We start from the raw sequence: 12,008 nt of genomic DNA on the forward strand, positions 1-12,008 counted from the left end.
ATCCGAGGGAATGGCGATGGGCAGCACTGCTGAGCTCAGCTTCGACGATCTGACCGCGCCGCAACTGACCGACGTCCAAAGGCAGATACTCGAGTACACCGAAAGCCGGCACGTCGACCTTGGCATCGAACAGATGATCAACGAGGCCAGTACCGAAGCGCGAGCCGACGACTTCGCAGCCGACGACGGATTTTCGGACCGGGTCACCGCCTACGTTGGCGCGATCGAAGACGACGACGGCCTGACCCAACTGATCCGCGGAACGCTGCGCCAACGCATCGTGCGGCTGCTGCGCAACCGGCTGTCGCTGACCGACCTGCTCAAGCGCTTCCCAGAAATCGAGTCGATTCCGATCGAGAAGCCGTTCATCGTGGTCGGGATGCCCCGCTCGGGAACGACGCATCTGGTCAACCTGCTGGCCGCCGACCCTCGACGCCGCGCGCTACCGTACTGGGAAAGCCAAGAGCCGCTGCCGATCCCGGGCCAGGGCCCCGATGTTCACGGCGTCGATCCGCGCTACACCCGCGCGAAGGACGAACACGACGCAATGATGGTCAGCGCTCCGGCCACCGCCGCCATGCACGACCGCTTTCCCGAGGCGATCGAAGAGGAAGTCGAGATTCTCGACCTGGACTTCGCCGGGTATGTCCTGGAATGGCACGCCCGCGTCCCCGGCTGGCGTGATTATTACCTCGAACTCGACCAAACGCGGCACTACGCGTACATGAAGAAGGTGCTGCAGGCGTTGACGTTCCTGCGGGGCCCCCGCACCTGGGTGCTCAAATCACCGCAGCACTGCGAACAACTCGGCCCGCTGATGTCGACGTTCCCTGACGCCACCGTGGCCTTCACACACCGCGATCCGGTCGCGGTGATCCAGTCCGCGATCACGATGATGGCGTACTCCGACCGGCTGCGCCGCCGCAGCATCGAACCGCAGTGGCTGCTGGACTACTGGGCCGACCGGGTCGAGCAACTGCTGCGCGGCTGTGTGCGGGATCGGGCGCTGGTCCCCGCGGAACGCAGTGTCGACATCAGCTTTCACCACCTCAACGGCCACGAGTTCGATCTGCTCGACGACCTCTACGCGCGCGCCGGCGTCGAGCTGACATCCAAGGTCCGCAGGGCGTTCCAGGCCTATCTGGACAGCAACCCGCGCGGTAAGCACGGGTCGGTCCGATACGAATTGCAAAGGCACTTCGGGGTGTCCCCCGACGAACTACGCTCGCAATTCGCCTTCTACTTCGAACGATTCGATGTGCGACCGGAAGGACAGTAGGTGAGCGACGAACCGATCTACCGGAGCCGTCCCGGCGCTGACGCACTCGCCCCGGCGGCGGCCGAACACGCCGAGGAGGTCGCTCCCGGCATCTGGTGCTCCCCCGGACTGTCGAACACGTACCTGCTGACTACGACCGACGGCCGCGTCGTCATCAACACCGGCATGGGATTCGAAAGCCAGGTCCACCGCGCGAATTTCGACGCGGTCGATAGCTCGCCCATCCGCTACATCATCGTCACCCAGGGCCACTACGACCACGTCGGCGGCCTCGACACGATGCGCGATCCGCAGACTCAGGTGGTGGCGCAGGCCAACTGGCGTCACTGGCGTGACGACAACGAGCGCCTGCTGTCGTACCGCGCCAACAACAGCGCGTTCGCATTCTCCGACAAGCTCGCCAACGGCATCGCTGCGATCCAGCAGCGGTTCGGCAAGCGGCTGCCCACCCAGTCCGCACACTCCGCCGACATCGACCTCGACGACTCGCTGACGTTGACCGTCGGCGGGCGCACCATCGAACTCTTGGCAACGCCGGGCGGCGAGACCACCGATTCGATGGTCGTCTGGCTTCCCGAACAGCGGGTATGCCTGTGCGGCAACACCTTCGGACCGGTCTTCGGCCACATCCCGAACTTCGTCACGATGCGTGGCGACCGCTACCGTGACCCACTGACTACCATCGCCTCGATCGAGCGGGTCCGCGAGCTTCGGCCGGAGGTCCTGATCACCGGACACTTCGACCCGATCAGCGGCGCCGACCGCATCCACGCCGAACTCACCCGCCTGCGCGACGCGATCGCCTACCTGCATGACCGGACCGTGGACGGCATGAACGCGGGCACGGACGTGCACACCCTGATGCGGGAGATCACACTGCCCGCCGAACTCGAGGTCGGCCAGGGCTACGGCAAGGTGTCGTGGGACGTACGGGCGATCTGGGAGAACTACTCCGGGTGGTTCCATCACCGCTCGACCACAGAGCTTTACGAAATCGGCCCCGACGAACTCAACGCCGACCTTGTCGACCTCGCCGGCGCCGAGCGCGTCGTCGCGCGGGCCGAAGAGCGGCTGGCGGCAGGTGATCCGGTGCATGCGATCCATCTCGCCGAGGCCGTCACCCGTACCGAGCCGACCCATACGGGCGCCCGCGCCGTCCTCAAGACCGCCCATCAGGAGCTACTCGCCGCCAGCACCAACTTCTGGGAATCCGCCTGGCTCACCAAGAAGATCGGAGAGTACTCATGACCGCGTGCGCCACCTTCGACTTCACCGGAACCAACGCGCTGATCACCGGTGGCACGAGCGGGATCGGCCACGCGACAGCGATGCTGTTCCGCGACGCAGGCGCCACAGTGACCGTCACCGGCACCAGAACAGGTCCCGGCGACTACGACACGGACCTCAGCGGGATGACCTACCGGCAGCTCATCCTCACCGATACGGATTCGATTGACGAGTTGGTTTCGGCCACAAGCACACTCGATGTGCTCGTCAACAATGCCGGCGCCAACTTCCCGGGCGGACTGAACGAGGCCGAACCCGACGGCTTCGACGCGTCCGTGGCGCTGAACCTTACCGCGCCCTACCGCTTGACCGTCGGGCTGCGCAAGGCCCTGGCCGCATCGGGCGGTGCCAGCGTCGTGTTCCTGTCGTCGTTGTCGGCGCTGCGGGCGGTGACCATGGTGCCCGGATACGGTGCCGCCAAGGCCGGCATCGCGAGCCTCACGCACAACCTCGCAGTGAAATGGGCGCCGCGCGGCATCCGGGTCAACGCGGTCGTGCCCGGTGTGATCGACACCCCGATGACCGAACTCGCCCAGGCGGTGCCCGAGATCATCGACGCGGAGCTCGCCCGAATCCCGCTGGGCCGCTTGGGCACACCCGCCGAGATCGCCGCGACCATAGCCTTTCTGTGCACGGAGCAGAGTTCCTATACCAGTGGGGCGCTGTTCGTCGTCGACGGCGCGTCCACCAGCCAGTGAACGAGGAGCAGCGATGACGCACCCGCTCCGGCCCGAGAACTTCTACCACACCGGCGTCGTGGTGCCGGACTTGTCAGCGGCCGCCGAAAGGCTCACGGCGGCAGCCGGATACACCTGGACCACACCCATCAAGGGCCCGGTGACCATCCGCACGGTCTCAGGGACGCAAACCGTCGAGATGCAGTTCGTGTATTCGCTGCAGGCACCACACCTCGAACTCATCGAAGCGGTTCCGGGCACCCCGTGGACCACCGCAAAGGACAACGCCGTCCACCACCTCGGCTACTTCACCGATGACTTCGGCGCGACAGTCGACGCGCTGCAGGAGCTCGGATACGCGCTGGAGATGTGCCACACGACCGATGGTGAGGCACCGTCGGTATTTGCGTATTTCCGGTCCCCCGAGGATGTCCGGATCGAGATCGTCGACCGTACGGTGTTCGGTGACCTCGACGCGTTTCTGAAGGCATTTCAATGACAATGGCGATCTTGCGATTCAATTTCGCCGCGCCACAAGATGATCCGGCCGCGCGGCGCGACCGTATACAGGCCGCGATGGAACTCAGTTCCTGGTCGGAAACCCGCGGCGTGAGCGCCGTCAGCTTCGACGAACACCATCAGAGCGGGCACGGCTGGAGCTGTAATCCGATCATGACCGCCGCGGTCCTGTTGTCCCGCACCGAACGCGTCATCGCCAGCGTCGACTGCACGCTGGGACCGCTGTGGCATCCGGTGCGGCTCGCCGAGGACATCGCCATGGCCGACACAATCGGTGGCGGACGGTTGATCGTCACGATCGGGATGGGATATCGGCCCGCAGAATACGAGTTGTTCGGGACGCCGTTCGACGAACGCGGCCGCCTGATGGACGAGCTGCTCGACAAGCTGACGGAGCTGTGGTCGTCACCGGACTTCACCCCGGGCCCACTGACGCGGCCCCACCCAATGGTGTTCGTCGGCGGCAGTGTGCGCGCCACCGCGAGACGGGCCGCCAGGCACGGCCTACCGCTCAACCTGCCCAGCCACCTACCCGAGATCGCCAACTACTACCGCGAACTGTGCGCCGAGGCTGGCCAGACCCCGATCGTCGTCATGCAGCCACCCCGCAGTCGCGGAATGGTCTTCCTGCACGAGGACCCCGACCGTGCCTGGGCTGAACTCGGCGAGCACTACCTGTGGGAAGCGCGCGTCTACTCGGGATGGGGCGGCGGCGAGGTGCACTCGTTCATGCACGGCACAGAGAAGATCGAGACTCTCGAGGACGTGAAGGCCGCGGGCCGATATCGCTTCATGTCGCCCGAACAGTTGATCGCCGACGTGAAAGAGAATCCGGACGATCACATCGTGCTGCACCCGCTTGTCGGCGCCATGCCTATCGAGGAGGCGTGGAAGTCAGTCCAACTGCTGACCGACGAGGTGCTGCCCGCCCTGAAAGGGCGTCGATAGGGCGGCAGCGGGCACAATCGCAGTCAGCATGTCCGATATCGAAGAACCGCCGCCCGCATCGCGTCGGCGCCACATCGCGCGCCTGGCCGTCGTCGTGACGTTTCTGCTCGGGCTGTTCTACCTCGTCGCGATCGCCAGGGTGATCGATGTCGAAGCCGTGCGCGACGTCGTCGCCGCGACCGGTCCCGCGGCTCCCCTCGCCTATGTCGTGGTGTCTGCTCTGCTCGGAGCGGTGTTCGTGCCAGGGCCGATACTGGCGGCGGGGAGCGGCGTGCTATTTGGACCCGTACTTGGCCTATTCGTGACGCTGGGCGCGACCGTGGGGACGGCGATCGTCGCGAGTCTCATCGGCCGCCGCGCCGGTCGCACCAGCGCACGCGAACTGCTCGGCGCCGAACGGGCCGATCGGCTGGACAGCCTGATTCAGCGGCGCGGGTTGTGGGCCGTCGTCGGGCAGCGCTTCATCCCGGGCGTCTCGGACGCGCTCGCCTCCTACGCGTTCGGCGCTTTCGGGGTCCCGTTGTGGCAGATGGCTGTTGGCGCTTTCATCGGCTCGGTACCGCGGGCGTTCGTCTACACGGCATTGGGCGCATCGATCGGGGATCTGAACTCACCGTTGGCCTACGTCGCGGTCGCGATCTGGTGCGTCACCGCCGTCGTCGGCGCGTTCGCCACCCACCACGGCTACCGGAAATGGCGCGCCCGCTCTACGTACCGTTGACTGTGACCGTGCTCACACTAGAGTCGGATCCATGGACAGGAACCACTCTGATTCACTCGCCGCAGGCGGCCTCAACTGGGACAGCCTTCCGTTGAAGTTGCTCGCAGGCGGCAATGCCAAATTCTGGAATCCGGCCGATATCGACTTTTCACGCGACAGGGCCGACTGGGAGGCGATGTCGGAACTCGAACGGGACTGGGCCACTCGACTATGTGCCCAGTTCATCGCGGGCGAGGAAGCCGTCACCCAGGACATCCAGCCGTTCATGGCGGCTATGCGGGCCGAAGGCCGCCTCGGCGACGAGATGTATCTGACGCAATTCGCGTTCGAAGAAGCCAAACACACCCAGGTGTTCCGCATGTGGCTCGACGCCGTCGGCATGACGGGCGATCTGCAGCACTATCTGGACGATCTGCCGTCCTATCGTCAGATGTTCTACGAGGAGCTTCCGAAATCGCTCAGTGCGCTGGCGACGGACCCCTCACCGGCCGCTCAAGTTCGGGCCTCGGCGACGTACAACCACATCATCGAGGGGATGATGGCGTTGACGGGATACTATGCGTGGCACCGCATTTGCGTCGACAACAACATTCTTCCCGGAATGCAGGAGCTGATCCGTCGCATCGGGGACGACGAGCGCCGCCATATGGCGTGGGGCACCTTCACGTGCCGGCGACACGTTGCCGCTGACGACGCCAACTGGGTGGTCTTCGAGAACCAGATGTCAGAACTCATACCGTTGGCGCTGCGCAACACCGACGACGCGTTCGCGCTCTATGAGGAGATCCCGTTCAACTTCACCATGGACGAGTTCACGGCGTACGCCACCGACAAGGGGATGCGGCGACTCGGAACCATCAGCAGCGCACGGGGGCGGCCGCTCGCTGAGATCGACGTCGACTACTCGCCGGTGCAGTTGGAGGACACGTTCGCCGACGAGGACAAGAGGGCGTTGGCGGCGTCGGCCTAGGCGGGGGCACCGATCCCCCTGGACTGAAGACGACGTCTCGAGGCGGCCGTGCGGATGGTTTGAGGCCACCAGAACCACCGGCCAAGTAACGCCGCGATGGACGGCGTCATGAACGAGCGCACCACCAGCGTGTCGAAGAGAAGCCCTAGCGCGATGGCGGTACCGGCCTGACCCATGACGATCATCGGACTCACCATGAATGTGGCCATCGTGAAGGCGAACACCAGGCCTGCCGATGTCACCACGGAACCAGTTCCGGCCATCGCACGGATGATGCCGGTTTTCAGCCCGTGATGTAGCTCCTCTTTGAAGCGAGACACCAGCAGAAGGTTGTAGTCCGACCCCACCGCCAGCAGGATGATCACCGAGTACGCCAACACCGACCAGTGCAGATCGATACCGATGATGTGCTGCCAGATCAGCACCGAGAGCCCGAGTGATGCGCCCAGGGAAATGAGCACCGTGCCGACAATCACCGCGGCTGCCACCACACTGCGCGTGATGATCAGCATGATCGCGAAAATCAGTGCCACCGCGGCGATCACGGCGATCAGCAAGTCGTAGGTATTGCCGTCCTTCATATCTTTGTAGGTCGCAGCTGTGCCCGAGAGATAAATGGTCGAACCTTCCAGAGGCGTACCCTTGATGGCCTCTTTGACCGCAGTTCCGATGGGTTCGATGCGCGAAATACCCTCATTGGTCGCCGGATCGCCTTCATGCTCGATGATGAATCGCACCGACTTGCCGTCCGGTGAGATGAAGTTCTCCATGCCACGCTTGAACTCTTCGTTGTCGAAAACTTCCGGCGGTAGGTAGAACGAGTCATCGTTCATCGACTCGTCGAACGCCTCACCCATCGCGCTCGAGTTGTCCTGCATCGCCGCCATCTGATCCTGTATGCCCTTCTGGGAGGCATACATTGTGAGCATCATCGTCCGCATGGTCTTCATCGTCTCGATCATCGGCGGCATCAGCGTGACCATCTGGGGCATCAGCTGATCCAAGCGCTCCATATCCGGTAGCAGCTCCTGGATGTCGTCGGTCATCGTGTTGACACCGTCGATCGTGTCGAAGATCGACCGCAGCGCCCAGCAGATCGGAATGTTGTAGCAGTGCGGTTCCCAGTAGAAGTAATTGCGCACCGGTCGAAAGAAATCGTCGAAATTGGCGATGTTGTCCCGTAATTCGGCGATATCGACGGTCATGTTCTTGATTTTGCCAACCATCGAATGAGTCGTCGCCGCCATCTCCTCGGTTAGCGTCGACATCTTCTCCATCGTCATGATGGTGTTGGCCATCTCGTCGGCTTGGACGAGCATGTCGGCCATCCGATCCTGCTGATACTTCTCATTCATCTGCTGAGTGGTGCCCTGCATGCCGAGCAGAAATGGAATTGACGTGTGCTCGATCGGCTTTCCGGTGGGCCGTGTGATCGCCTGGACCCGAGCGATGCCTGAAACTCGGAAGATGGCTTTGGCGATCTTGTTGATCACCAGGAAATCGGCCGAGTTGCGCAAGTCGTGATCGCTCTCCACCATCAGCAGTTCCGGGTTCATCCGGGCCACGCCGAAATGCTTCTCGGCGGCGGCATAGCCGAGATTGGCCGGAATGTCAGCGGGCAGATAAACGCGGTCGTTGTAGCTCGCCTGGTAACCGGGTAGCGCAAGCAAACCGACCAGAGCAAGAGCAAGCGTCGCGACCAGGACGGGCCCCGGCCATCGCACCACCAGGGTGCCGACCCGACGCCACCCGCGGGATTTGATGTCGCGTTTGGGTTCGAAAAGCCCGAAACGGCTGCCGATCGCGACTACCGCCGGGCCTAGTGTGAGGGCGGCGATGACCGCCACCAGAGTGCCGACCGCGCACGGCACTCCCAAGGTGTTGAAGTACGGCAGCTTGGTAAAGCTCATGCAGAGCATCGCGCCTGCGATTGTCAGTCCGGAACCCAGCACGACATGAGCTGTCCCACTGAACATGGTGTAGTACGCCGATTCGCGGTCCTCCCCTGCTCCCCGGGCTTCCTGGTATCGGCCGATCAGGAAGATCGCATAGTCGGTGGCCGCCGCGATCACCAGCAGGGTCAACAGTTGGACCGCAAACGTCGACAGCCCGATGATCTCGTGATATCCGAGGAAGGCTACGGCGCCGCGGGAGACACCTAGCACGACGAACACCATCAAAATCACCGCGATGACCGTGCGGATCGACCGGTATACCAACAGCAACATGACGATGATCACGAGGAAGGTGATCATCGTGACCATCAAAATGCTGCTGTCGCCGGCGTGCTGCTGGTCGGCCCACAGCGCGGCGCTTCCTGTGACGTACACATTCAGTCCCGGTGGAGCCGGCGTCGAGTTCACGATCTCGCGAACTGCTGCAAGGGACTCGTTCGCCAGGCTCTCGCCTTGATCGCCACGGAGATATATCTGCACGAATGCTGACTTGCCGTCATTACTTTGAGCCCCGGCCGCAGTCAGCGGATCACCCCAGAAATCTTCGACGTGTTCGATATGGGCGTGGTCTGCCTCAACCCTGTCGATCAAAGCGTCGTAATAGCGGTGCGCATCAGCGCCGAGGGGCTGGTCACTCTCCAACACGATCATCGCGCTGCTGTCGGACTCGAACTCCTGGAAGTTCTCGCCGATCTTTTTCATCGAGAGGTAGGACGGCGCACTGGTCGGATTCATCGAAACGGTGTGGTCGGCGCCGACCTTTTCCAACGACGGCAGCAACACATTGGTAGCGACCGTCAACACCAGCCAGCCGAGCACGATTGGAACCGACATCACGCGGATGAAGCGCGCGATCTTCGATCGCGCCATCGACGCTTCACTCACCCGCATCCACCGCTCCTCCGAGACCGGACGAGAATCGCCGTATTGGTAGTGAAATTAGACGTAACTGACGGTTGACTGTCAATTACCTGTGATCCTCGCAGCCAGGAGGTACGGACGTACGTGATCAAGGTCGGCGTTCAGATCCATCCGCAGAACACCACGATGGCCGCGTTACGGGCCGGGTGGCAGGGCGTCGACGACCTCGGCGTCGACAGCCTGTGGACATGGGACCACTTCTTCCCACCGCTGTACGGCGAAGCGGACGAGGCCCATTTCGAGGGTTGGCAGATCCTGTCGGCAATGGCGGTGACCACGTCGGCGGTCTCCCAGCTCGGGATGCTGGTGACGGGCGGGTGCTACCGCAATCCGGACCTGCTCGCCGACATGGCGCGCACGGTGGATCACCTGTCGGGCGGACGTGCCGTGCTCGGCATCGGGTCGGGCTGGATGGACAAGGACGAGATCGAATACGGCTATCCCATCCGCACCCCGGGGCAGCGCCTCGACGCCTTGGCCGAAGCGCTCCCGCGCATTCGCCGTCGCCTCGGCCTGCTGCAGCCCGGTCCGCTCGGACGTCTGCCGATCCTGATCGGCGGCCAAGGCGAACGCAAGACCTTGCGCCTGGTGGCGCAATACGCCGACATGTGGAACGGCTACGGCGACGCCGCGGCGATTCGCGCGAAGAACGCCGTCATCGACCGGTGGTGCGCCGAGATCGGGCGCGATCCCGCGGAGATCGAGCGCACAGTCTGGATCGAGCGGGCGGATCCGGACCTCATCCGCTCCCTGGTCGACGTCGGCGCCGAGCATCTGATCCTCGGCCTACGAGCTCCTTACGATCTGCGCGAGGTGGAACGACTGGTGGCGGCCCGCTAGTCGTTGCGTGGCGTTCGGCCGCGGGCCGGTTCGCTCCGCCGAACCCCGCCAGACCATAGTGGGACGGTGCCAACCTCTGAGCGACAATGTCGCTCAACTACTACCAAGTGGCGAAGATGCGCGACTTTGTCGCTGAGAGCTTGGCAGCGCGACTAACTGGTCTGCGGCGCGAACACCGGCATGTAGACGCTTTCGTCGCCGGCGTCCTGACGTTCGAAACGCACCTCGACGGGCAGGCCAATGCGAACCGATTCCGGTTCGCAGTCAACAATATTGGAGGCGATGCGCAGATCTGCCTGTTCCTCCAGCTCGACGATCGCGATCACGTACGGCACGGGCACGCCCGGGTTGAACGGCTGATAGTTGACCGTATAGGTGAACACCGTGCCACGGCCGGACACCGGGCGATACTCCAGCACGCCGTCGCAGTCCGGGCATTCGGTGGCCAATGGAGTAACCCACACGCCACATTGGCCGCAGAAGGGGATGTTGAGTGCTCCGTCGGCTCCCCCGGTCCAGAACGCCCGGTTGTGGTCGTCGAGCGTGGGCAGCATCCGCGCTGAGGGTGGGGCGTCGTCGGACATAGGAAGCAAAGTACATTCCTATCGGCTGTCATTACAAAAATAGATGGATGGGTGCCGATGAGCTTCTTCGAGAAGGACACGATTGTCAGTGGCCTCGGCATTTCGCGCATCGGTCGCAAGACCGGCATTCCCGGATTGGAACTGACCATGGAGGCGGTCCGGGAAGCGATCGCCGACGCCGGTCTGACACCCGGGGACATCGACGGCATCGCGACCTTCGGCGACACACTGCCTTCTGAAGTTGTTGCAAGCCTTGGCAATCAAGCGGCCGACGTCGGCGTCGGGTTTGGGACGGGCGGGGTGCTGACCCCGTTCATGTCGGCACTGGTCGCCGTGTCGGAGAAACGGGCGCGGCACGTGCTCGTCTATCGGACGGTACAGATGCTCGGGGGTGCGATGACCGGCTCGACGGCTTCGCCACTCCTCGCTCCGCTGGCCGACCCGCCGCTCGAGCCCCGGCTGCCGGGGACGCGCCGGAAGCTCAAACCGTTCGAGGACATCAACGCGCTGCTGGCGGCCCATGCGTACTCGGCGGCGAACTGGGTCGGTATGCACTGCCAGCGCCATATGGAGCTGTACGGAACGACGAAAGAGCAGTTGGGCTGGCTCGCCATCAACAGCAGGCGCAACGCCGGACTCAACCCCCGCGCGGCGTTCCGCGAGCCGATGACCATGGACGACTACTTGACCGCACGCCCGATTTCGACGCCGCTGGGCCTCTTCGACTGCGATGTTCCGATCGACGGGGCCATCGCGCTGATCGTTTCGCACGCAGACTATGCGGCGGACTGCCCGAACCCCGCGGTGAAGGTCGAGGCGGTCGGCGGTGCCTACGGGTCCGATGGGTGGTTCCATCGCGACGACTTCCCGAGGATGGCGTCCAGCGAGGCCGCAACGGAGATGTGGTCGCGCACAGATCTCACACCGGCCGATGTAGATGTGGCCGAAATATACGACGGCTTCACATTTCTCACGTTCGCATGGCTGGAGGCGCTGGGCTTCTGCGGTGACGGCGAAGCCGGACCATTCGTCGAGGGGGCGAAGCGTATCGCGCTCGACGGTGAGCTACCGCTGAACACCTACGGGGGGCAACTGTCCGCCGGGCGCATGCACGGCTACTGGCTCTTACACGAAGCCTGTCTGCAGTTGCGGGGGCAGGCCGGTGATCGCCAGCTTGCGCGACAGCCAGAGGTGGCTGTCGCCGCGGCCGGTGGCGGTCCGATCGCCGGTTGCATGGTGCTGACCCGCTGATCGTCAGCATGTCGGGGATCAGTCGATGATGGTCACGATGCCCGGCGCAGTACAAC

General features: G+C 63.7%; 11 protein-coding genes. 9 read left to right on the forward strand and 2 right to left on the reverse strand.

From position 1 onward, the window contains the following. The first annotated feature begins 16 nt into the window (after window positions 1-16). From ACIA48_RS09575 to ACIA48_RS09605, 7 genes are read left to right on the forward strand one after another with little or no spacing between them, the layout of a single operon-like run. The gene (locus ACIA48_RS09575; protein WP_396730089.1) at window positions 17-1,279 is read left to right on the forward strand and encodes a sulfotransferase family protein; all 1,263 of its coding nucleotides are present in this window, start codon (window positions 17-19) and stop codon (window positions 1,277-1,279) included. Continuing rightward, window positions 1,280-2,527, forward strand: a complete 1,248-nt coding sequence (locus ACIA48_RS09580; RefSeq protein WP_396730090.1) for an alkyl sulfatase dimerization domain-containing protein — start codon at window positions 1,280-1,282, stop codon at window positions 2,525-2,527. It abuts the gene before it with no gap. Further along, entirely contained in the window at window positions 2,524-3,264 is a 741-nt protein-coding gene (locus ACIA48_RS09585; RefSeq protein ID WP_396730092.1) for an SDR family NAD(P)-dependent oxidoreductase, read from the forward strand. Before ACIA48_RS09580 ends, ACIA48_RS09585 begins: the two co-directional genes overlap by 4 nt. 13 nt (window positions 3,265-3,277) lie before the next feature. Beyond that, window positions 3,278-3,742, forward strand: coding sequence for a VOC family protein (locus tag ACIA48_RS09590; protein WP_396730094.1), 465 nt, complete (start codon window positions 3,278-3,280; stop codon window positions 3,740-3,742). Beyond that, a complete protein-coding gene (locus tag ACIA48_RS09595; protein WP_396730096.1) occupies window positions 3,739-4,710 on the forward strand; it encodes an LLM class flavin-dependent oxidoreductase in 972 nt (323 codons plus the stop codon). The genes ACIA48_RS09590 and ACIA48_RS09595 overlap by 4 nt, the downstream gene beginning before the upstream one ends. Window positions 4,711-4,738: 28 nt before the next feature. Further along, complete coding sequence (locus ACIA48_RS09600; RefSeq protein ID WP_396730098.1) at window positions 4,739-5,431, forward strand: TVP38/TMEM64 family protein; 693 nt, start codon at window positions 4,739-4,741, stop codon at window positions 5,429-5,431. A gap of 31 nt (window positions 5,432-5,462) precedes the next feature. Beyond that, window positions 5,463-6,401 carry a R2-like ligand-binding oxidase gene (locus ACIA48_RS09605; RefSeq protein ID WP_396730099.1) on the forward strand — a complete coding sequence of 313 codons (939 nt, stop codon included), beginning with the start codon at window positions 5,463-5,465 and terminating at the stop codon, window positions 6,399-6,401. On the opposite strand, the gene ACIA48_RS09610 is transcribed toward ACIA48_RS09605, so the two are convergent. Further along, the gene (locus ACIA48_RS09610) at window positions 6,398-9,247 is read right to left on the reverse strand and encodes an RND family transporter (protein ID WP_396730101.1); all 2,850 of its coding nucleotides are present in this window, start codon (window positions 9,245-9,247) and stop codon (window positions 6,398-6,400) included. The genes ACIA48_RS09605 and ACIA48_RS09610 overlap by 4 nt on opposite strands. 114 nt (window positions 9,248-9,361) lie before the next feature. Here ACIA48_RS09610 and ACIA48_RS09615 point away from each other — a divergent pair, with 114 nt between their 5' ends. Beyond that, a complete protein-coding gene (locus tag ACIA48_RS09615) occupies window positions 9,362-10,117 on the forward strand; it encodes an LLM class F420-dependent oxidoreductase (protein WP_396730102.1) in 756 nt (251 codons plus the stop codon). A 152-nt stretch (window positions 10,118-10,269) separates the two neighbouring features. Here ACIA48_RS09615 and ACIA48_RS09620 read toward each other — a convergent pair whose 3' ends face one another. Next, window positions 10,270-10,671, reverse strand: a complete 402-nt coding sequence (locus tag ACIA48_RS09620; protein WP_396730747.1) for a Zn-ribbon domain-containing OB-fold protein — start codon at window positions 10,669-10,671, stop codon at window positions 10,270-10,272. A gap of 87 nt (window positions 10,672-10,758) precedes the next feature. On the opposite strand from ACIA48_RS09620, the gene ACIA48_RS09625 reads away from it, so the two are divergent. Continuing rightward, window positions 10,759-11,952, forward strand: a complete 1,194-nt coding sequence (locus ACIA48_RS09625) for a thiolase family protein (RefSeq protein WP_396730104.1) — start codon at window positions 10,759-10,761, stop codon at window positions 11,950-11,952. The last annotated feature ends 56 nt before the right edge of the window (window positions 11,953-12,008 follow it).

Source organism: Mycobacterium sp. NPDC051804 (genome assembly GCF_044452905.1).
Classification (GTDB): domain Bacteria; phylum Actinomycetota; class Actinomycetes; order Mycobacteriales; family Mycobacteriaceae; genus Mycobacterium.